This is a genomic window from Micromonospora sp. NPDC006766, from assembly GCF_040636055.1.
In the GTDB taxonomy this organism is placed as follows: domain Bacteria; phylum Actinomycetota; class Actinomycetes; order Mycobacteriales; family Micromonosporaceae; genus Micromonospora.
In genome coordinates, this window is the sequence record NZ_JBEYIX010000002.1 from 256,384 (window position 1) to 276,622 (window position 20,239).

The following is a 20,239-nucleotide window of genomic DNA, read 5'->3' on the forward strand; positions in this document are numbered from 1 at the left end:
AGGGGAGCCCCGTGAGCATCTCTTTGTTACTGCTACCCCTGGCGGTGGCGTCCGTGGCCGCCGTGCACGCCGCCACCGACCGCGACGCCGAGGGGCGGACCATCTGCCAGGTACGGACCCGGATGCGCGACGAGACGCTGCTGGCCGCCGCGCTGCGGGACACCGGCGCGGTGGTCGGCGTCGAGGGTCAGACGCTCGCCGCGACCTGGGCCGGGGTACGCGCCGACTTCCAGCGCGGCGCCGACGACATCTGGACGGCGCACCTCACCGGCGATGTGGACGACGCCCGCGCGGCGGCCATCGTGCAGGCGGTCGACGCCGCCTACGGACGCCAGGTGCAGCGGGCGGTGCTCGACCGGTTACGCGCGCAGGCCCCCGCCGCCGGGCTGCGCCTGGAGTCCGAGCAGGTCACCGAGGACGATTCGGTCCGTCTCGTCTTCGCCGTCGAGGGGCGGACGGCGTGAGCGGGCGGCCCCGGGTCGAGGTGACCGTGCACCCCGATGGTTCGGTGACCGCGCAGACCCACGACGTCCTCGGCGAACGCTGCCTGGACTACGTGGCCGTGCTGGAGGACCTGCTCGCCGCGCGGGCGGTCGACAGCGCGTACACCGCCGACCTCACCCGTACCGAGGTGCCCGTCCGACAGGAGAACCGCGATGTCGACTGGGCCTGACGGCGGCTGGCCGACGTACCCGGCGGGACCGCCGCCCACGGCCTACGGCCCGGGCGGGCCGGCGACGCCGATCGCCGGCACGAACCCGGCCGGCAACTGGCGGTGGCGGCTGCTGCACAGTTGGTGGCTGCTGCTGCCCGCCCTGGGCTGCGGCTGCCTGGGCGGCTTCGGCTTCATCTATGTGGGAATCCGGGCCCGCCGGCCGGCCTGGTGGATCTCCGGTATCGGGTACGCGCTGCTCGGCTGGGCCGCGTTCGCGATCGTCGGATCGATCGAGGAAAAGTCCGTGCTGAGCCAGGTGGCGGTCGCGGCCACCCTGTTGATCTGGATCGGGGGCGTCGTGCACGCACTCCTGATCAACTCGGCCTGGCTGCGCTGGCAGGCCAACCACCGGCCGTGGTACCAGCAGCCGGCCGGCTGGTCCGCCACCGGGTATCCGTCCGAGCCGATCGCCCCGCCGCCCGCCGCGCCGTGGGAGGCGCCGCCGGCCCCGCCCGCCGTGCCGTGGGACGCGCCGCCGCCCCTGCCGCTGGCTTCGCCGCCAGCGCAGTCCACCGTGGACGTGAACACCGCCACTGCGGCGCAGCTCGCCGCGCTGCCCGGCTTCGATTCGGCCCGGGTGCACCGGGTGCTCGCCGAACGGGACAGCCGCCGAGGGTTCGGCAGCGTCGCCGAGTTCGTCGCCGCCGCCGACCTGGCCCCGCACGAGTACGCCCGGCTGCGGGACATGCTCACCTGCGTACCGCCGACAGATCTCCCACCACCCGGTCAGCCGCGTGGACGCGTACTCGATTTCTGAGGCCGGCCCGGGACGGCAGCCGGTGGGCCGGGCCGACCGGGTACGGGTGGCCCGGTTCCTGGCCGCCACCCGCGCCGAGGGGCCGGGAAAGCGCACCGCCGTCTGGGTGCAGGGCTGCGCCGTACGCTGCCCCGGCTGCTTCAACCCGGGGATGTGGAGTTTTCGGGGCGGCGTCGAGGTCAGCCCGGGGGACCTGCTCCGGCGGGTGCTCGACGCCGGCACCGACGGGCTGACCCTGCTCGGCGGCGAGCCGTTCGACCAGGCCGCCGCGCTGGCCGAGGTGGCCGCCGGGGTACGCCGGGCCGGCCGCTCGGTGATGACGTTCACCGGCTACACCCGGGCCGGCGTCGACCGGGCGATCGAGGCCGGCCGGGACGACGTGGCGCGACTGCTGGCCGAGACGGACCTGCTGGTCGCTGGACCGTTCCGGGCCGACCTGATCGACACCGTACGACCCTGGGTGGGTTCCACGAACCAGGAGTTCGTGCTGCTCAGCGACCGGTTCCCGGACCTGCTCGACGAACTGCCCCGGACCCCCGACCGGGTGGAGATCGTGGTCGACCCCGCCGGCCGGGTCGAGGTCAACGGCTGGGCGGAGCTGGACGCGCTGGACGACCTGCTCGCCGGGACACAGCTGCGGCGGGCCGGGGCCGGCCGCGACTAGCGCTGGCCCGGGACCAGCCGCCAGTACTGCCGCTTTCGCTCGTCCCGGACCACCACCCCGAGCCGCGCCAGCTCGCCGTGCAACTCCCCGGCCTCCCGGCCCCGGCCGTCGTCGAGCGCTTTCTGCCGGGCCCGCAACAGCGCGTTCGCCCCGGCCGGCAGCCCCGGCAGCCCGTCCACCCACCGCCGGTACGCGGCCCGGTGCGGATCCTGCTCCAGCCACGGCCAGCCCTGCCCGGTGAACGCCGCGCGCAGCTTCTCCGGGTCCAGATCTGATTTCTCCCGCGCCAGTTCCCCGCCGTCGGCGTCGAGCAGCACCAGCGCCGTGCCGTCGAGGAAGACCCCGGACACCGCGGCGCGCGCGATGTCCCGGCCGTGGCCGTCGCGGTGCAGCCGTACGTCGGTCCGGCCCACGGTCACGGTCAACCGCTCCCGCGCGCCGACCCACGCGACGACCAGCCCGACCAGCGCCAGCACCGCCGCCCCGCCCGGGTACGCCCGCTCGTCGGGCAGCCGGTCCAGCAGCTTGAGCCAGCCCTGGAACGGGAACCACGGCAGGTCGGCCAGCCAGCCGGACCCGGCCGTGAGCGCCGCACCCAGCCCGGCCCCGAGCAGCGGGAACCCTACCCACATCAGCACCAGTTCCCCGGCGCCGCCCCTGACCACCGTGCTGCCGCCGTACCCCCGCATGGTCAGGACACCTCCCGGCGCAGCGTCCGGACCAGCCCGGCGGCCAGCGGTACGGCCATCCACACCAGCAGCGACACCACCAGCCGTCCCCACTGCCCGGCGGTCACGTCGGGCCCGAACAACGGCTCCATCGTCGCCCCGGTGTCCAACCAGCGAGCCGGCCCGCGCAGCGCCGGGACCAGCCCGCCGACGATGGTCCAGAGGGTGGGCAGCAACAGATAGGTGACGATCGCCAGCGGCGTGTTGAGCAGCAGCAGCCCGAACGCCGCGCCCATCAGCACGTTGGCGACCTGCAGGACGGCCGCGTGCAGCAGCAGGGACGCCTCGAACGACCAGGCGCCCGCACCGCCGGTGGCCCGCGCGAGCAGGGTCCCGACGGCGGCCACGGCGAGGCTGACCAGCACCGACGCCAGCGCGGCCAGCACCATCGCGGCGAGCTTCGCGACGATCACCCGCTCCCGCTTCGGCACCAGCGTGAACGTGGTCAGCGCGGTTCGCTGCGACCACTCGGCGGTGATCGACAGGATGCCCAGCACCGGCAGCAGCAGTCCGACCGGCAGCAGCGACGGGACGAAGAAGTCGGTGAAGTTCTGTCCCCCGTCGTCGAGGACGAAGAGCTGCACGGTGACGATGGCCGCGGCGACCAGACCGATGGTGATCAGCAGCCAGTATCCGGCCCGGGTGTCGGCGAGCTTGCGCAGCTCCACGCCGGTCAGCCGGACCAGGGACGGCCGGTGCCGCTCAACCCGGTGGGCGACGGCGGGCGGGGCGGGTGCGCTGGTGGTCATCGGACGTTCTCCCTGCTCGACGCCGCGGAGGTGAGGGTGAGGAAGAGTTGTTCGAGGCCGGCACCGCTGGCCGGGCGCAGTTCGGTCAGCGCGAGGCCCGCGTCGGCGGCGGCCTGTCCGATCGCCTCGGCCTCGGCCCGCACCAGCAGGCCGCCGGTGACCGGGGTGGCGTCGAGCCCGGCCCGGTCCAACGCGACGCGCAACGCGTCTTCGTCGCGGGCCCGGACCAGAGTGCCGGCGCCGGCGAGCAGCTCGTCCTTGCCGTCCTGGGCCACCAGCCGGCCGCCGGCGATCACGACCAGCCGGTCGGCTACGGCCTCCACCTCGCGGAGCAGGTGCGAGGAGAGCAGCACGGTGCCGCCCCGGTCGGCGAAGTCGCGCAGCAGGCCGCGCATCCAGACGATGCCCTCCGGGTCGAGGCCGTTGGCCGGCTCGTCGAGGATCAGCACCCGGGGGTCACCCAGCAGGGTCAGTGCCAGGCCGAGTCGCTGCCGCATCCCCAGGGAGTACGCCCGGACCCGGCGCTTCGCCGCGGCCTCGTTCAGCCCGACCAGGTCGAGCTTCGTGGCGACCTCCCGCCGGTCGACCCCCATGGTCCGGGCGGCCACGGTCAGCACCTCCCGGCCGGTGCGCCCGGCGTGCTGCGCCGACGCGTCCAGCAGGACACCGACCTCCCGACCGGGGTTGACCAGCTGCCGGTAGGGCAGCCCGGCGACGAGGGCGTTGCCCGACGTCGGCGGGGTCAGCCCACAGATCATCCGCATGGTGGTGGACTTGCCGGCACCGTTCGGGCCGAGGAAGCCGGTCACCGTGCCCGGCTCGCAGCGGAACGAGACATCGTCGACGGCCGGGTGGGCGCCGTACCGCTTGGTGAGGTGTTCGACGTCGATCATGCGGATCAGCCTGCCCGCGCCGCCCGGCCATTCGCTGCGGCCGACGGTCGACACGGGGCCTACCTCGGTCTACGGTCAAGTCGCGACTTTGGTAGCTGTCGGTGCCGCCGTACGTCTCCATAGCATGGTGGGATGACCAGCGCGGCCGTATCGGAGTATCCCTGGCTGCTGCCGGGGGCCCTCGCCTCGCCGACGAAGGTGGCGCGCCGGACGACCCGGGACTGGCTGGTGGACAGCGTCTGTTTTCTGCTCGCCGTCGGCTGGCTGTTGTTCGCCGTCGCTGACGCCCGTCGGCCCGCACCCGAGATCGCGTTGAACACCGGACCGGCCTGGCTCATCCCGGTCGACACGATGCTGGGCGTGCTGGCCTGCGTATCGCTCTGGTTCCGGCGACGCTGGCCGGTCGGCCTGGCCGTGGCCATGCTGCCGCTGGCTCTCTTCTCGGCCACCGCGGCGGCGGCCCTGCTGATCGTCGTGTTCAACGTCGTGGTGCACCGGCCGTTCCCGATCGCCGCCGGGTTGGTCGGTGCACACCTGCTTACCACCGCCGCCGTCTTCAACCAGTTCCGTCCGGACCCGAGCATGCCGTTCTGGCTGGCGACGATCTGGACCGTGGTGTTCATCGGCCTGGTCATGGCCTGGGGGATGTTCGTCCGGGCGCGTCGCCAGCTCGTGCTCTCCCTGCGGGATCGCGCCGAACGGGCCGAGGCCGAGCAGCAGTTGCGGATGGCGCAGGCCCGGCAGTTGGAGCGCACCCGGATCGCCCGGGAGATGCACGACGTCCTCGCGCACCGGATCTCGCTGCTCAGCCTGCACGCCGGCGCGCTGGAGTTCCGTCCGGACGCGCCGCCGGAGGAGATCGCCCGGGCGGCCGGGGTGATCCGCGGCAGCGCGCACAGCGTCCTGCAGGACCTGCGTGAGGTGATCGGCGTGCTGCGTACGGACAGCGGCGGCGGGGAGTCGAGCGTCCCCGAACGCCCGCAGCCGACCCTGGCCGACGTGCCGGCGCTGATCGAGGAGTCCCGGGCGGCCGGGATGCGGATCACCGTCGCTGATCTGGTCTCCGCGCCGGAGACGGTGCCCGCGGCGGTCGGGCGCAGCGCGTACCGGATCGTGCAGGAGGGGTTGACCAACGCCCGCAAGCACGCCGCGGGCACCGCGGTCGCCGTCCACCTGGCCGGCGCCCCGGGTGAGGGCCTCACCGTCGAGATCCGCAACCGGTGGCCGGTCGGCGACATCCCCGGGCCGGGGATTCCTGGCACCGGGACCGGCCTGGTCGGCATCGGCGAGCGGGTCAGCCTGGCCGGCGGCCGCCTGGAGTACGGGCGCGACGACTCGGGCGACTTCCGGCTCGTTGCCTGGCTGCCGTGGCCGGCGTGAACGGCGATGTCGGGGCGCCGGTGCGGGTGCTGATCGTCGACGACGACGCGCTGGTCCGGGCCGGCCTGTCGATGATCCTCGGCGGGGTGCCCGACGTCCGGGTCGTCGGCGAGGCCACCGACGGAGCCGAGGTGCCGGCCGCCGTCGAGGCGTACGCGCCGGACGTGGTGCTGATGGACATCCGGATGCCCCGGGTCGACGGGCTGACCGCCACGGAGATACTGCGGGCGTTGCCCCGGCCACCCGAGGTGCTGGTGCTTACCACGTTCGACGCCGACGACCAGGTGCTGCGGGCGCTGCGCGCCGGTGCCGCCGGCTTCCTGCTCAAGGACACGCCGCCGGCCGAGATCGTCCAGGCGATCCGCCGGGTCGCGGCGGGGGAGGCGACCCTGTCGCCGGCCGTAACCCGCAAACTCATCACGCACGTGACCGCCCCCGCCCCCGTCGCGCGGGACCCTCGCCGCGACCGGGCGCTGCGGCTGCTGGACGGGCTCAGCGACCGGGAACGGGAGGTCGCGGTGGCGCTCGGGCAGGGCCGGACCAACGCCGAGATCGCCGCGGAGTTGTTCATGAGCGTGGCGACGGTGAAGGCGTACGTGTCGCGCCTGCTGACCAAGCTCGACCTGAACAACCGGGTGCAGGTTGCTCTGCTCGTCCACGACGCCGGCCTGGCCTGAGCGGTCAGGAAGGATCCACTCAGACCTGATAGTTTCATTTTTGGTTGCATCAAGGGAGAGTGCATGGACGGCTTCGTTGGGCGGACGAGGGAACTTGCCCTCGTCGCCGTCTCACGCACCGGCCGGTCGGTCGACGGCGTCACCACGCTCACCCCGGAGGATCTCCTGACGGCCTGGGAGGATTGAACCGCGCGTGCCCCTGCCGGTACGGCGTTTGACGTGCTTACTGGCCAAGGGCGTGATGTTGCGGAGTGCCGCTGGGCCGGTAATCTGCGCCGGGGAGGCGGAGACGACTCCCTGTCGACCTGCGCGGGCGGGGGAGGTGGGCGGTGGCGCGTGGCGGCGTCTTCTGCGTCGAAGGGCAGTGGCACCGGGACCTCAACGAGCGCGGCTCTGTCCTGCCCACCCTCGAACTGCTCGAACGGCTGGGCCGGATCCGCTTCATCCACAAGGACGCCGCCACCCGCGACGAGCTCTTCTACTTCATCGACCGCTGGCTGCTCAAGCAGTACGCCGACTACCGGGTCGGCTTCTTCGCCATGCACGGCGAGCCCAGCCGGCTCTGCCTCACCGACTGGGACTCGGTGGAGCTGACCGACGTCGCCGAGCGGATGGCCGGCCGCTGCGAGGGCCGCCGCCTCTACTTCGGCAGCTGTTCCGTGCTGCGCGCCTCCGACGCCGCGTTGCGGGACTTCCTCGACGTGACCGGGGCGGCGCTGGTCTGCGGCTTCACCCGGGAGGTCGACTGGGTCGAGTCGGCCGCGTTCGAGACCGTGCTGCTGGACGTGCTGGCCAACGGGCAGCGGCACAACGCCGCCGAGCTGCGGATGGGCTCCGCGCACTGGGCGCCCCTCGCTGCGTACCTCGGGTTCCGGGTGATCTACGCCAACGGCCGCGCCTGGCGGCCGGCGGCCAAGCCCCGGGTGCCGGCCCAGGCGTCCCCGGGTCGGGCCGCCGCCCGCCCCCGCTGACCCCGCGCCCGCTGCCCGACGTCTGCCCATCGCGAGGTGCGGCATATGGGGGCATCAGCCCAGGGCGGGCGGATTCGGGCCTACGTCCATGCGCCAGAGGCCGAGCTGCGCCTGGATCACCTCATCGCCCCGGACTGCGGCACCGATGAGACGAGACAGGTGCAGATCATTCGAGCCCTCGCATTCGGGGCCGCGCTGACACCAGGGTGGATGTCTGCTGGGTAGATTGCTCATGGCCGGGGCTCCTTCCCGGTCATGGCCCGGGGCGCGGGTGCAACCTCACCCCGGGCCGCCCTTTGCGTCGGTGCCCACCCGGTTGCGAGCCAGGGCGAGCAGGCAGAGCTTATCGCTGCCTGTCGACATTGTCGACAGTGTCGACGTTATAGACGCTGTCGATTTCCGGTGATCTACTTGGCCCTGCGAGCCAGGGAGACATCGTGAACAGACCCAAGTACGAGCAGGTGGCCTCCGCCATCCGCGACCAGATCGAGGCGGGGACCTTGAAACCCGGGGATCAGCTGCCGACGACGCAGGGACTCATCGAGATGTACGGCGTGTCGTACGGCTCGGTCCGAACCGCCTTGCTGATTCTCAAGGCCGAAGGGCTGATCGAAGGCCGACAGGGCGAAGGCGTCTACGTGCGGAAGCGGGACGGCCAGTAGTCTCGGCCGCTGCCTGGCGTTGAGCCGGGCCTGGTAGAACCGACGCATGGCACGCACGATCGCGACCAACACCCGGGTCGACCGCGACGCTCTGCTGGAGTTTCTCCGTTCCCGGCACCGGGTCATCCTGATGACGACCCGCGCCGACGGCCGGCCGCAGTCCTCGCCGGTAGCCGGCGGGGTCGACACCGAGGGCCGCCTGGTGATCTCCACCTACCCGGAACGGGCCAAGGTGGCCAACATCCGCCGCGACCCCCGGGTCTCCGTCTGCGTGCTCTCCGACGACTGGAACGGGCCCTGGGTGCAGGCCGACGGCACGGCCGAGGTGCTCGACCTGCCCGACGCCCTCGAACCGCTGGTCGAATACTTCCGCAGCATCTCCGGTGAGCACCCGGACTGGGACGAGTATCGCCAGGCCATGGTGAAGCAGGGCAAGTCGCTGATCCGGGTCACCATCGACACCTGGGGCCCGATCGCCACCGGCGGTTTCCCCGCCCGGCTGGCCGACTGAGCGGCCAAGCCCTGCGGCTCAGTACGCCGCGGTGAAGCGCGCGTTGCCGAACCGGGCGTTCTCGATCTCGTCGACGATCGCCACCGCCAGGTCCTCGTAGGTGAGCACCGACCGGCCCTGATCATCGGTCACTGGATGGTCGGCACCGGTGCGGTAGTGGCCGGTCCGCTCGCCGGGGTGAAACTCCAGCGGGGGCGGGGAGACGTACGTCCAGGTCACCCCGTCGGCCGAGGAGCGGTAGACGGCCAACGCATCGGCCTGGCCCAACGCCGCGTCCCGGTACTCGTCGGGGAAGTCCGGCTCGTCCAGGTACGGGGTGCCCTTCGGCGTCAGCAGCGTCGCCCCGCCGCCGACGTGGATCACCCGGGGCGGGTCGGGTAGCTCCCGCAGGGTGTCGACCAGGGTCCGGGCGGCGTCGCGCCACAGCTCCCGCTCGCCGCCGCCGATCGCCACCACGAACACGTCGGCGTCCTCGGCCAACTCCCGCACGCTGCGCGCCGAGGTCGCGTCGCCGGTCACCGTGCGTACCCCGGCCGGCAGGTAGCTGGTCGCCTCCGGGCGACGCACCGCCGCGGTGACCCGGTGCCCCCGCTCGACAGCTTCGGCGGCGATCCGCGAGCCCGCGGTCCCGCCGGCGCCGAACACGACGATGCTGCTCATGCCCCTCAGGTTAGGGAGCCGGGAACCCGGCCGGTGCCGTAACGGCGATCCGGGCCGGGCAACGAGCCCGTCAGTCGATCAGCGCGGAGTAGACGAGCTGGCGCAGCTGTGAGCGCAGCGGGTGCGTGCTGGAGGGCATGAGCTGGGTGAACAGCAGGGCGGTGACCTCCTCGACCGGGTCCACCCAGAACGCGGTGCTGGCCAGCCCACCCCAGTAATATTCGCCCACGCTGCTCGGCACCCGGGACGGCACCGGGTCCAGCACCACCGCGAAACCGAGGCCGAAGCCGATGCCGTCGAGCTGCGTCTCGGCGGAGCCCTCCGGCTCGAACGAGGCCAGGTCGCGCCCGCCGGGCAGGTGATTACGGGTCATGAAGCGCACCGTCCGGGGCCCCAGCAGGCGTACCCCGTCCAGCTCGCCGCCGCGCAGCAGGAACTGGGTGAACCGGTGGTAGTCGGCGGCCGTGGAGATCAGCCCGCCGCCGCCGGAGAACCAGCCCGGCTCGGTCAGCGCCATCCGGCCGATGCCGTCGTGGCGCGTCGCCTGCCCGGTGCTCGGGTGCGGGGCGTAGAGCGCGGCCAGTCGCTTGGCGTCCGCCTCGTCCACCCACCAGCGGGTGTCGGTCATTCCCAGCGGGCGCAGGACCCGTTCGGCGAGGAACACGTCCAGCCGCTGTCCGGAGATCACCTCGACCAGCCGGCCCAGCAGGTCCGTGGAGACTCCGTAGTTCCAGCTCGTGCCCGGCTGGAAGAGCAGCGGCAGCCGGGCCAGGCCGGCGGAGGCCGCTGCCAGGTCCATGCCCGGCGGCACGCTCAGGTCGAACCCCGCCGCCCGGTACAGGCCGTCGACCACGGTGCTCTGCGCGAAGCCGTACGTCAGGCCGGCGGTGTGGGTGAGCAGATGCCAGACCCGGATCGGCTCGACCGCCGGCACCGTGTACGGCTTGAGCACTGACCCCTTGTCGTAGACCCGGACGTCGGCGAACTCCGGCAGCCAGCGGCTGATCGGATCGTTGAGCTCGAACCGGCCCTCCTCCCACAGCAGCATCGCCGCGACCGAGGTGATCGGCTTGGTCATGGAGTAGATGCGCCACAGGGTGTCCGCCTCGACGGGCGTGCCGGCCTCCCGGTCCCGCAGCCCGTAGGTGGCGGAGTGGGCGATCTCGCCCCGGCGGGTCACCACGATCTGCCAGCCGGCGAGCCGGCCGTCGTCGACGTACCCGCCGAAATGCTCGTCGATCCGCGCGAGCCGGGCGGGGTCGAAGCCGATACGGGCCGGGTCGGTGCTCACTGCGATGTTCACGCCGCCGAACCTACTGATCGGTACGTCGGCCGGGAAGTGTCGGGGGTCACCACTAATCTGACGTGATGCCGGAGCCGACAGAGGACGTCACCTACCGTCACGAGGATTGGTACGCCGAGGAGCTGGGCGACCGCCACTTCGTCCGCTGCTCGTTCTTCGACGTCGACCTGACCGAGGCGACCAGCCAGGGCGCGGTCTTCACCGAGTGCGTCTTCGGCAACGTCGCCTTCAACGCCTCCCGGCACACCGACACGGCCTTCACCCGCTGCACCTTCAAGCGGTGCAACTTCTTCGAGGCCGAGTTCACCGGCTGCAAGCTGGTCGGCAGCGGCTTCGAGCAGTGCGACCTGCGCCCGCTACGGGTCAGCGGCGGCGACTGGTCCTTCGTCGCGCTGCCCGGCGCCGACCTGCGCGGGGTGCAGTTCACCGGCGTACGCATGCGCGAGGCCGACCTGACCGGCGCCGACCTGACCGGCGCCACCGTCACCGGGGTCGACCTCTCCGGCGCGCAGCTGCACGCCGCGAAGCTGGCCCGCGCCGACCTGCGCGGCAGTGACCTGACCGCGCTCGACCCGACCACCGTCGAGCGGGCCGGGGCGATCATCGACGCCGAGCAGGCGATCGTGCTGGCCCAGGCGCTCGGCTTCGAGCTTCACTGACCGCTCCAGCGACGGTCGCCGGGACAGTTTGTCCGTCGTGGGTACGGCACGCCGACGTACCTTTCCGGGTGTCCCGGCCCGACCATCCCTTGTGGAGGCCCTTCCCATGAGCAGCAGTGTGTCCACCGCCCGACCCGTCGCCCCGGCCGGCGAGGTGCTGCGGGAAATCCCGCTGCCGCCGTACGTGACCGGCGAGGACGCCCAGTTCGCGGTGCGGGCGGTGGTGGTGCACGCGCCCCAGAACTGGTCGGGCGGGACGATCTGCCGCAACGACGCCAGCCCCCACCCGTGCCGGCTGCACCGGTGGGGGCGGCGGGTGCTCACGCTGCGTGGGCTGCGGCCCGCCGAGATCGACGCGCTGATCGAGCGCGGCGACCCCGCCGCCGATCCACGCCCGCATCGTCCGGGCGCCTGAGCGCGGCCCGTCTCTTCGCGGGGACGGGTTTCGCTGCACTCCGTGCGGGGTAACGAGGGTGGTAGGCCGACGCGAACGCCGCGATCAACTCGAGCGGTGAGCGAACCATCCGAACCGCTCAGCAATGAGCAACGAGTAGGAGCAGTCCCGCGATGCTGACCATGACCGACAACGCCGTTCTGGTGATCCGCGATCTGAGCGAACAGCAGGACGTCGCCGAGGCGGGCGGGCTGCGCATCGCCGCCGACGCCGCGGCCGGTTCGCTCTCCATCGAGCTGGTGCCGCAGCCCGTGCAGGGCGACCAGGTGGTCGACAACCAGGGTGCCCGGATCTTCCTCGACGCCGACGCCGCCCAACTGCTCAACGACACCTCCGTCGACGCGGTCGTCGACGAGGAGGGCATCGTGCAGTTCGGCTTCACCTCAAAGGAGTGATTCACCCGGCTCGGTGTCCCGGCCCGCCGCCGGGCGGCCGCCCGGAACGCTTCCGCTCCGGCGAGCCCTGAAGTGCCACGGGCCGCCGTCCTGCTCTTCGTCGGGGTGTCGCAGCGCGGCCAGCACTTGCGCCAGATGGTGTGACGTGCTCCAGGCGAGCCAGTTCGACGGCGAGCCGGTGCCGGCACCCCGCCGGGCCCGCCGCAGGATCTCGTGATCGCCCCAGGAGAAACCGGCCCCGGCGGTCGGCCAGTGCGGGGCCGACACCAGCATGCGGCACAGGTCGGCGAGTCGCTCGTCGCCCCGGCCACCCCGGCGCGCCCAGCGGTAGATCCACCACGCCTCGTCGGAGGTGTACCGCAGCGTCGGCAGTCGGTCGGCCGGGTCGTCCGAGCCCGGCACCGCGCAGTCGACGCCGTAGTCGCCGTACCCCACGCCGAGGTCGGACAGCCGCTGCCAGAGCTGCCAGTCGAAGCGATCGAGGCGTACCGGTTGAGGACAGGGCGGTAGACCGGTTCTGCCGCCCGGCCGACGTGGGCGGACACCATCCCTCAAATCTACGCCGTTGACAGCCGGCGACGGGGGTGCTGGCATTAGCGGGCGGGCACCGCCGGGCATGGATGGGCATTCATGGCATCCCTTGAGTCGGCCCTGCCTCGGGCCGACCCGCCCGGAAGGTTCCCCCATGTCGACCTCGCGCCCCCGCCTACGGCTCGTGGCGGCCCTGGCCGCCGCCGTGACCGCGCTGCTCGCCGCCGGCCAGCTGCCCGCCCTCGCCGTCGGTGACCCGCCCGCCCCGGTGACCGGCAACGCCACCCACTTCGACGGCCTTGGCTCCCCGTACGGGGGCTGCGGCCTGCCTCAGTCCGAACTGGACTCGTCGGACTTCGTCGCCCTCAACGTCTACCGATTGCCGGGCGACTACTCGTCCTTCCCGGCCCGGCCACTGCCGCCGTCCCAGGCGGACCGGATCGGGCTCTGGAACAACGGCCTCAACTGCGGCCGGTACGTCAAGGTGACCATCGGCGACCGCTGCACCGGCGTCAACGACGGCGCACCCGGCCAGCCGTTCTGCCGCAACGGCTCCTGGGTCGCCGACGGCTACAACGGGGCCACCCTCACCATGCTGGTCGCCGACTCCTGCGGCGACGGCAACGCCTGGTGCCGGGACGACCCGTACCACCTGGACCTGGCCACCGCGTCGCTGAACCGCTTCGCCCGCAACGGCGCGCCGGTCAGCGACCTGTACCCGAACCACTGGAACAACCGGCACGTCACCTGGTCCTTCGTGCCCGCGCCGAGCTACACCGGGGACATTCGGATCGGCTTCCTCAGGGGCGCGCAGCGGTACTGGCCGGCGATCGCGGTGTCCCACCTGGCCAACGGCATCCACGGCGTGGACTACCTGGCCGACGGGGTATGGAAGGCCGCCACGATGAACAGCGACATGGGCCAGTCGTACGTCATCGGGGCGACCACCTCGGGCGGCACCGACTTCCAGATCCGCGTCCGTGACGTCGCCGACACGTTGGTCAACAACGGCCGGGTGTACAAGTTCTCCCTGCCCGGCTCCTGCGGCGGCACCTGCTCCGCCGCGTACACGCCGGTCAGCTACACGACCTCGTCCGGCGGTGGCCCGACGGCATCGCCGACGGTGACGCCGGCGTCGCCCACCGCCACGCCGACGGTGACGCCGACGAGCCCGCCACCTGCGGGCGGCTGCGCGGCCGACTACCGGGTGACCGGGACGTGGAACGGCGGTTTCCAGGCCGAGGTGAACGTCCGCAACACCGGCACGACCCCGATAGCCGGCTGGACCACCACCTTCAGCTTCCCGGGCTCCCAACATCTGTCCAGCGCCTGGAACGCCACCGCGAGCCAGTCCGGCCAGCAGGTGACCGCGACCAACGCCGACTGGAACGGCAGTCTCCCGGCCGGCGGCACCGCCAGCTGGGGGTTCCTGGCGACCGGTGACAGCCAACCCCCGACCGGGCTGCGCTGCACCACGCGCTGACCCAAGGGCGGAAACGAGCGCACGGCGCCGCCCGACCGGGGTCGTAACGTCGCCGCGCTCTGGCCGTCTCCCACCACCGCAGCCGTACGGCGGTACGTCAGCGGGGACTTGGCTCGACCGGCCGGTTGTGCACCGGTCCTGGCGCACCTGATCCCCGTCCAGGAGCGGTCCAAACCACGGGCGGTAACAAAATTCCACGATTCGCCGCTCCCGGCGTGGCTGGCGCGTGGGCCGGGTATGTCCGCGTCATGGAGCACTTCACGATCGCGACCGTCGCCGAGAAGAGCCCGGACTTCCGCCGGGTGCTGTGGACCGGAGGGCACACCCAGTTGGTGATCATGACGATCCCGCCGGGCGGGGAGATCGGCGAGGAGGTCCACGAGGGCATCGACCAGATCCTCACCTTCGTCAGCGGCACCGGCGAGGCCCGGGTGGCCGGGGAGAAGAAGGAGGTCGTCGCCGGTGACCTGGTGGTCGTTCCCGCCGGCACGAAGCACAACTTCGTCAACACCGGCCCCAACCCGCTCGTCCTCTACACCGTCTACGGCCCACCCGACCACGCCGATGGGGCGGTGCACCGGACCAAGGCGGAGGCAGAGGCGGCCGAGGCGGCCGGCCGGGACGAGCCGCCAACCGCCTGACCCGCGTGGGGTGAACGCGACGGGCCCGGGTAAGCGGAGCGGGTGCACCAGCCGACGATCTCCGACTACGGATTTCTCTCCGACTGCCGCTCCGGGGCCCTGGTCGGCCGGGACGGGTCGATCGACTGGTGGTGCCCGGACCGGTTCGACGCGCCGTCGGTCTTCGCCCGCCTGCTCGACCCGGCCGGCGGGCACTGGCGGATCGCCCCGCTGGCCCCCGGCCGGGTCGACCGCGCCTACCGGCCGGACACGCTGGTGCTGCGCACCGTCCACCACACCCCGGAGGGCAGCGTGGCGGTCACCGACGCGCTCGCCGCCGAGCTGGGCGCCCGCGGGCACCAGCTGGGCATGAACTCGCCCGGGGTGCTGCTGCGCGTGGTGGAGGGGCTGTCCGGGCGGGTGCGGATGCGGCTCGACTTCGCCCCGCGACCCGAGTACGGGCTGCTCACTCCGTACCTGCATGAGCAGCCGGATGGTGGGGTGCTGGCCACCGCTGGGCCGGTGACGCTCATGCTGCGTGGCACCGGCCCGACGCTGCGTCCCGACGGCGACCGGGTCACGCACACCTTCGAGATATCCGCCGGTCAGCGGGTCGGCTTCGACCTCGCGTACGCCCCGGTCTACGGAAACCCGCCGGCCCGGCTCGACCCGGTCGCCATGATCGACGAGACGGCGCGGGCGTGGGAGGCGTACCGGGAGACCCACCGCTACCCCGGCCGCTACCCGGACCAGGTCCGCCACAGTGCGACCGTGCTGACCGGCCTGACGTACGCCCGCAGCGGCGCGGTGGCCGCGGCGCTGACCACGTCGCTGCCCGAACGCGTCGGGGGTGACCGCAACTACGACTACCGCTACTCCTGGCTGCGCGACTTCTCGATGACCATGCGCGCCCTCTGGGTGGCGGCCTGTCCGGACGAGGCGTCCCGCCTGTTCGCCTGGGTGGCCCGTTCCGTCGGGCGGGTCGGCGACCAGCCGGTGCCGGTGCTGTTCGGGCTGGAGGGGGAGCGCGACCTCTCCGAGCACGAGGTCGACCACCTGCGCGGGTACGCCGGCAGCCGGCCGGTGCGCGTCGGCAACGATGCCTGGCGGCAGTGGCAGCTGGATGTGCCCGGCGAGATCATCGGGGCGTTCTGGCAGCTGCACGACTATCTCGGCGCGACCCTGGACGAGGAACTCATGGAGCTGGTGGTCGGGCTGACCGAGCAGGTGGCCGCGACCTGGCGCCAGCCCGACCGGGGGATGTGGGAGACCCGGGACGTCGAGCGGCACTATCTGTCGTCCAAGGCGCTCTGCTGGTTGGCGCTGCACCGGGCGGTGCAGCTCGCGCCGCAGCTCGGCGGCCGGGCCGACCCGCGGCGCTGGGCGGCCATCCGGGACGAGATTCGCGAGACCGTGCTGCGCGAGGGCTGGCACGACCGGATCGGCGCGTACACCGGGGCGTTCGGTTCGGCCGAGCTGGACGCGTCGGCGTTGTTTCTGCCGGTGATGGGCTTCCTGCCCGCCACGGATCCGCGGATGCGTTCCACCATCGAGGTGATCGAGCGCGAGCTGGGCAACGACGACGGTCTCGTGCGGCGCTGGAGCACCGACCCGGCGGGCTTCGTGCTCTGCTCGTTCTGGCTGGTGGAGTGCCTGGTGCTGGCGGGCGAGACGAACCGGGCCCGGGTCCTGTTCGAGAAGATCCTCGGGTACGCCAACGACCTGGGCCTCTTCGCCGAGCAGATCGACCTCGACAGCGGCGCGCAGCTCGGGAACACGCCGCAGGCGCTGTCGCACATCGGCCTGATCAACGCTGCCTGGCGGCTGACCGACCCGACCGCCGACTGAGCAGTTGTTAACAAGGGGCCCCTGCTCTACCGCAGGCGTTAAGAAGGGGCCCTTCCTTACCGGGCATGGCGGCGGCGATCACGGGTAGGACAGGCGTCATGACCAGCCCTGTGCAGCCCACCGTTCTGCTCCCCGGCGAGGTCCGGATGCCGCTGCTCGGCTTCGGTACCTGGCAGGCCACCGGGCAGGCCGGGTACGAGGCGGTGCTCGCCGCCCTCGACGCCGGCTACCGGCACATCGACACCGCCACCATGTACGGCAATGAGCGGGAGGTCGGGCGGGCGGTCAAGGAGAGCGGGCTGCGCCGGGAGGATGTTTTCATCACCACGAAGCTGCCGCCCGAGCGGGTGGGCCGGGAGCGGGAAACGATCGAGGAGAGCCTGGCCGCCCTGGACCTTGACTATGTCGACCTGTGGCTGGTGCACTGGCCGCCGACCACGCCCGCCGAGGGCATCCCGGTCTGGCGGGAGATGCTCGCCGCCCGTGACGAGAACATGGCCCGGGCGGTCGGGGTGAGCAACCACAGCATCAGTCAGATCGACGAGCTTGTTCAAGCCACCGAGGAAAATCCGGCGGTCAACCAGATCCGGTGGAGCCCGTCCCTGTACGACCGGCAGGTGCACGCCGCGCACCGGGACCGCGGCGTGGTGCTGGAGGGCTACAGCCCGCTGCGGACCACCGACCTGGCCGATCCGGTGCTGGTCCGGATCGCCGCCGCGCACGATGTCTCGCCGGCGCAGGTGGTGCTCCGCTGGCACATCGATCACGAGATCGTGGTGATCCCGAAGTCGGTCACCCCGGAGCGGATCCGGGCCAACGCCGACGTCTTCCACTTCTCGCTCACCGCATCGGAGATGCGCGACATCGACGCTCTCGGCGGCTGAGCCGGCGAAGTGATCCGCGCACGTGCGGGGAAGTTGCTGCCTTCCGGTGCCGGGAGGCAGCAACCTCCCCGAGGTTGTGCGGCGTGAGTGCTCAGGAGCGGGCGCAGGTGGTGCCGTTGAGGGTGAAGGCGGTGGGGGAGGAGTATGTCCCCTTCAGCGTGCCCTGGTAGCCGAAGCTGGTCGAGCCGCCCGGTGTCAGCGTGCCGTTGTAGGAGACGTTCTTCGCGGTGACCGCGGACCCGCTCTGGGTCACGGTGGCGTTCCACGAGCTGGTGATCTGCTGTCCGGAGGGCAGGTTGTAGGCGAGCGTCCAGCCGTTGATGGTGCTGGACCCGGTGTTGGTGATCTGCACGTCGGCGGTGAAGCCGTCGTTCCAGGCGTTCGGGGTGTACTTCACCGAGCAGCCGCCGCCCGACGGCGGGGGCGTGGTCGGGGGCGCCGTGGTCGGCGGGGGGTTGCCGCCCCCGGTGTTGACGCTCTGGGAGAAGGAGTTGACCGCCAGGCCGACGCCGCCCTGCCAGGGCTCGAACCCGGCCTGGATGCTGGTCAGGTACCAGTCATTGGTGATCCCGCCGCGGCTGCGGGTGTCGTTGACGAACTCCATGACGTCGAAGCTCATGCTGGGGATCGCCGACGAGGCCACGTACGAGATGACGTTGTTCGACCCGTTGCTGCCCCGCCAGACCTGCCAGCTCCGACCGGCGAGGGTGGCGTTGCCCACCACCGAGCCGATCGGCTGGATCGGGCCCTGCCGGTTGAGCCAGATCATGATTTCCATCTGGTTCACCCCGTCCCGCTTCGGGCTGGGGTCGAGCCAGATGTCGTACGCGGCGTCGTAGGTCGCGCCGCTGATGTAGTTGTAGCTGATGCTCCCCGGGGCGCTGCTGATGTTCTTCACCTGGACCGGGAGGTTGGTGCCGGGTGAACAGTTTGTGTAGTGGCAGCCCAGGAAGATCGACGGGTACGAGACCGGCGCTCCGCTGGTGTTCCCCGTCCCGTCCTGCCGGGTGATGGAGAAGCCGGTGGAGGTGACGTTGATGCACTGCTGGGCGCTGGTGCCCCACCGGTTGTTCTGCACGACGTACCGGCCGCCGATGGTGGTGGACCCGTACTGGTCGCAGATCTGGGTGTCGGCGGAGGCGTTCCCCGCGCCGAGGACGATGGCGACGATCGAGCCGGCGGCCAGCAGGCCGGCCGCCGCGATCGCTCTCAGTGGACGCTTCATGTTTGCTCCTTGGCTTCGCAGCGGGGCGCCGGGTCGGTCGACGATGACACGGCCGGGAGCGCTCCCAAACTCAGCCAACACATTGACATGCTTGAAACCATCGCGCAACCGCACCGTCCGCTGGCCGGGAGCCGACGACCGGTGGTGAACACGCCAGAGCCGATGGGGCCTACCGCACATCGATCGTGGCGAGTAGTGTCTTGCCCCCAACGCATTCCGAACCCCTCCGGAGGCGTGACACCACGATGGGTGCTTCCTCCCTGCGCATCCTCGTCGTCGGCGCTGGCATCGCCGGTCTCGCTGTGGCGCGGGCGCTGCGGCTGGCGGGGTTCCGGCCCGACGTGACCGAGAAGCTGCCGCCCGCCGAGCGGACCGAGGTCGGCCTCTACCTTCCCGGCAACGCGGCGCGGGCGCTGCGCCGGCTCGACCTGGACGGCCCGTTGCGCCCGCTCGGCCAGGTCATCCATCGCCAGCGCTTCCTCGATGCCGCCGGGGTGCCGCTCTGCGAAGTCGACCTCGACGCCCTCTGGGCCGGGGTGGGGGAGTGCCGCGCGCTGCCCCGCTCCGAACTGCACCGGGTGCTGCTCACCGGGGCCGGCGGCGCGGTCCGGCACGGCGCCGAGATCAGCACCGTCGAACCGCTGCCCGGCGGCGTGGCGGTCGGCTTCGCCGACGGCACCGGCGGGGAGTACGACCTGGTCGTCGGCGCCGACGGGCCACGCTCGATGGTGCGCACCCTGGCCGGGCTCGGTGGCCCGCCCCGCGCCGGCGGTCAGGTGGTCTACCGGGCGGTGGTCCGGGGTGGCCCCCGGGTCCTGGAATGGACCGCCCTGCTCGGCGAGCGCGCCGGCTTCCTGGTGGTGCCGATTGGCGTCGGCCGGCTGCACTGCTACGCCGACGAGGCCGGTACCGGGCTGCCGGCCGATCCCCTGGCCCGGCTGCACGAGCTGTTCGGCGCCTACGGCGGCCCGGTTCCCGAGGTGCTCGCGGCGCTCGAACGGGTGCACGTCGAGCTCACCGAGGAGGTCGAGCTGGGGCGCTGGTACCACGGACGGGTGCTGCTCGTCGGTGACGCCGCGCACGCCACCGCGCCGACCCTCTCCCAGGGCGCCGCCATGGCCCTGGAGGACGCCGTGGTGCTCGCCGAGTCGTTGCGGGCCGCCGGCAGCGTGGAGGCCGCGCTGATCGCGTACGAGAGCCGCCGGCGACCGCGTACCCGATGGGTGCGGGACCGGACCCGGGACCGCAACCGGACCCGCGACGTGCCGCCGGCGCTGCGCGACCCGCTGCTGCGCGGACGCGGCGGGCGCATCTTCCAGGAGCACTACCGGCTCCTGGTGGACCCGCTCTAGCGCGCGCGGCTGGGCGGCGGTGATCGTAGCCGCCCACCCCCGGCGGCGTTGCCACCTGCCGGGGACTATCCTCCTTGCGGATGACGGCCGCGCAGATGACCAGCGTTCGCCGAGCAGG

The 20,239-nt window shown here is 72.3% G+C and carries 25 protein-coding genes; 18 read left to right on the plus strand and 7 right to left on the minus strand.

From position 1 onward, the window contains the following. The first annotated feature begins 11 nt into the window (after positions 1-11). From ABZ671_RS04960 to ABZ671_RS04975, 4 genes are read left to right on the plus strand one after another with little or no spacing between them, the layout of a single operon-like run. The gene (locus tag ABZ671_RS04960; protein ID WP_357851345.1) at positions 12-464 is read left to right on the plus strand and encodes a hypothetical protein; all 453 of its coding nucleotides are present in this window, start codon (positions 12-14) and stop codon (positions 462-464) included. Next, complete coding sequence (locus ABZ671_RS04965; RefSeq protein ID WP_357851348.1) at positions 461-673, plus strand: DUF2997 domain-containing protein; 213 nt, start codon at positions 461-463, stop codon at positions 671-673. Before ABZ671_RS04960 ends, ABZ671_RS04965 begins: the two co-directional genes overlap by 4 nt. Beyond that, positions 657-1,472, plus strand: coding sequence for a helix-hairpin-helix domain-containing protein (locus ABZ671_RS04970; RefSeq protein ID WP_357851351.1), 816 nt, complete (start codon positions 657-659; stop codon positions 1,470-1,472). Before ABZ671_RS04965 ends, ABZ671_RS04970 begins: the two co-directional genes overlap by 17 nt. Next, positions 1,450-2,136: a 4Fe-4S single cluster domain-containing protein gene (locus ABZ671_RS04975; protein WP_357851354.1), complete on the plus strand. Its 687-nt coding sequence runs from the start codon at positions 1,450-1,452 to the stop codon at positions 2,134-2,136. The genes ABZ671_RS04970 and ABZ671_RS04975 overlap by 23 nt, the downstream gene beginning before the upstream one ends. Here ABZ671_RS04975 and ABZ671_RS04980 read toward each other — a convergent pair. From ABZ671_RS04980 to ABZ671_RS04990, 3 genes are read right to left on the minus strand one after another with little or no spacing between them, the layout of a single operon-like run. After that, positions 2,133-2,825, minus strand: a complete 693-nt coding sequence (locus ABZ671_RS04980; protein ID WP_357851357.1) for a hypothetical protein — start codon at positions 2,823-2,825, stop codon at positions 2,133-2,135. The two genes, ABZ671_RS04975 and ABZ671_RS04980, sit on opposite strands and share 4 nt — an antisense overlap. Positions 2,826-2,827: 2 nt before the next feature. Beyond that, positions 2,828-3,613: an ABC transporter permease gene (locus ABZ671_RS04985; protein WP_357851359.1), complete on the minus strand. Its 786-nt coding sequence runs from the start codon at positions 3,611-3,613 to the stop codon at positions 2,828-2,830. Beyond that, positions 3,610-4,506, minus strand: coding sequence for an ATP-binding cassette domain-containing protein (locus ABZ671_RS04990; protein WP_357851362.1), 897 nt, complete (start codon positions 4,504-4,506; stop codon positions 3,610-3,612). Before ABZ671_RS04990 ends, ABZ671_RS04985 begins: the two co-directional genes overlap by 4 nt. Before the next feature lie 132 nt (positions 4,507-4,638). Between ABZ671_RS04990 and ABZ671_RS04995 the strand changes: the two genes are divergently transcribed. The 6 genes from ABZ671_RS04995 to ABZ671_RS05020 all read left to right on the plus strand — a co-directional run bounded on the left by ABZ671_RS04995 (position 4,639) and on the right by ABZ671_RS05020 (position 8,707). Next, positions 4,639-5,886, plus strand: coding sequence for a histidine kinase (locus tag ABZ671_RS04995; protein WP_357851365.1), 1,248 nt, complete (start codon positions 4,639-4,641; stop codon positions 5,884-5,886). Continuing rightward, positions 5,883-6,563: a response regulator transcription factor gene (locus tag ABZ671_RS05000; protein WP_357851367.1), complete on the plus strand. Its 681-nt coding sequence runs from the start codon at positions 5,883-5,885 to the stop codon at positions 6,561-6,563. The genes ABZ671_RS04995 and ABZ671_RS05000 overlap by 4 nt, the downstream gene beginning before the upstream one ends. A gap of 63 nt (positions 6,564-6,626) precedes the next feature. Further along, positions 6,627-6,749, plus strand: coding sequence for a hypothetical protein (locus tag ABZ671_RS05005; RefSeq protein WP_357851370.1), 123 nt, complete (start codon positions 6,627-6,629; stop codon positions 6,747-6,749). Positions 6,750-6,892: 143 nt separating this feature from the next. Next, entirely contained in the window at positions 6,893-7,534 is a 642-nt protein-coding gene (locus ABZ671_RS05010; protein WP_357851373.1) for a hypothetical protein, read from the plus strand. 437 nt (positions 7,535-7,971) lie between these two features. Continuing rightward, on the plus strand, positions 7,972-8,196 hold the full coding sequence (locus tag ABZ671_RS05015; protein ID WP_357851376.1) for a winged helix-turn-helix domain-containing protein: 225 nt from the start codon (positions 7,972-7,974) through the stop codon (positions 8,194-8,196). A gap of 46 nt (positions 8,197-8,242) precedes the next feature. After that, positions 8,243-8,707, plus strand: coding sequence for a PPOX class F420-dependent oxidoreductase (locus tag ABZ671_RS05020; RefSeq protein WP_357851379.1), 465 nt, complete (start codon positions 8,243-8,245; stop codon positions 8,705-8,707). A gap of 18 nt (positions 8,708-8,725) precedes the next feature. On the opposite strand, the gene ABZ671_RS05025 is transcribed toward ABZ671_RS05020, so the two are convergent. Together ABZ671_RS05025 and ABZ671_RS05030 are read right to left on the minus strand one after the other, a co-directional pair. Then, positions 8,726-9,367: an NAD(P)H-binding protein gene (locus ABZ671_RS05025; RefSeq protein WP_357851382.1), complete on the minus strand. Its 642-nt coding sequence runs from the start codon at positions 9,365-9,367 to the stop codon at positions 8,726-8,728. 70 nt (positions 9,368-9,437) lie between these two features. After that, positions 9,438-10,670 (minus strand): serine hydrolase domain-containing protein, encoded by a 1,233-nt coding sequence (locus ABZ671_RS05030; protein ID WP_357851385.1) that lies wholly within the window; start codon positions 10,668-10,670, stop codon positions 9,438-9,440. A 65-nt stretch (positions 10,671-10,735) separates the two neighbouring features. On the opposite strand from ABZ671_RS05030, the gene ABZ671_RS05035 reads away from it, so the two are divergent. From ABZ671_RS05035 to ABZ671_RS05045, 3 genes are all read left to right on the plus strand, one after another. After that, positions 10,736-11,329, plus strand: coding sequence for a pentapeptide repeat-containing protein (locus ABZ671_RS05035; protein WP_357851388.1), 594 nt, complete (start codon positions 10,736-10,738; stop codon positions 11,327-11,329). Between the two features lie 106 nt (positions 11,330-11,435). Beyond that, positions 11,436-11,744 carry a hypothetical protein gene (locus ABZ671_RS05040; protein ID WP_357851391.1) on the plus strand — a complete coding sequence of 103 codons (309 nt, stop codon included), beginning with the start codon at positions 11,436-11,438 and terminating at the stop codon, positions 11,742-11,744. A 152-nt stretch (positions 11,745-11,896) separates the two neighbouring features. Next, positions 11,897-12,178: an adhesin gene (locus ABZ671_RS05045; protein ID WP_357851394.1), complete on the plus strand. Its 282-nt coding sequence runs from the start codon at positions 11,897-11,899 to the stop codon at positions 12,176-12,178. Here the strand turns inward: ABZ671_RS05045 and ABZ671_RS05050 are convergent. Then, positions 12,167-12,865: a hypothetical protein gene (locus ABZ671_RS05050; RefSeq protein WP_357851397.1), complete on the minus strand. Its 699-nt coding sequence runs from the start codon at positions 12,863-12,865 to the stop codon at positions 12,167-12,169. The genes ABZ671_RS05045 and ABZ671_RS05050 overlap by 12 nt on opposite strands. Here ABZ671_RS05050 and ABZ671_RS05055 point away from each other — a divergent pair. From ABZ671_RS05055 to ABZ671_RS05070, 4 genes are all read left to right on the plus strand, one after another. Then, the gene (locus tag ABZ671_RS05055; RefSeq protein ID WP_357851400.1) at positions 12,864-14,192 is read left to right on the plus strand and encodes a cellulose binding domain-containing protein; all 1,329 of its coding nucleotides are present in this window, start codon (positions 12,864-12,866) and stop codon (positions 14,190-14,192) included. The two genes, ABZ671_RS05050 and ABZ671_RS05055, sit on opposite strands and share 2 nt — an antisense overlap. Before the next feature lie 248 nt (positions 14,193-14,440). Next, positions 14,441-14,833 carry a cupin domain-containing protein gene (locus ABZ671_RS05060; RefSeq protein ID WP_357851403.1) on the plus strand — a complete coding sequence of 131 codons (393 nt, stop codon included), beginning with the start codon at positions 14,441-14,443 and terminating at the stop codon, positions 14,831-14,833. Positions 14,834-14,875: 42 nt separating this feature from the next. Further along, a complete protein-coding gene (locus ABZ671_RS05065) occupies positions 14,876-16,660 on the plus strand; it encodes a glycoside hydrolase family 15 protein (protein WP_357851406.1) in 1,785 nt (594 codons plus the stop codon). A 98-nt stretch (positions 16,661-16,758) separates the two neighbouring features. Then, a complete protein-coding gene (locus ABZ671_RS05070) occupies positions 16,759-17,544 on the plus strand; it encodes an aldo/keto reductase (RefSeq protein ID WP_357851409.1) in 786 nt (261 codons plus the stop codon). 91 nt (positions 17,545-17,635) lie between these two features. Here the strand turns inward: ABZ671_RS05070 and ABZ671_RS05075 are convergent, their stop codons facing one another. Then, positions 17,636-18,769, minus strand: a complete 1,134-nt coding sequence (locus tag ABZ671_RS05075) for a cellulose binding domain-containing protein (protein WP_357851412.1) — start codon at positions 18,767-18,769, stop codon at positions 17,636-17,638. A 245-nt stretch (positions 18,770-19,014) separates the two neighbouring features. Between ABZ671_RS05075 and ABZ671_RS05080 the strand changes: the two genes are divergently transcribed. Beyond that, complete coding sequence (locus tag ABZ671_RS05080) at positions 19,015-20,121, plus strand: FAD-dependent monooxygenase (RefSeq protein ID WP_357851415.1); 1,107 nt, start codon at positions 19,015-19,017, stop codon at positions 20,119-20,121. The last annotated feature ends 118 nt before the right edge of the window (positions 20,122-20,239 follow it).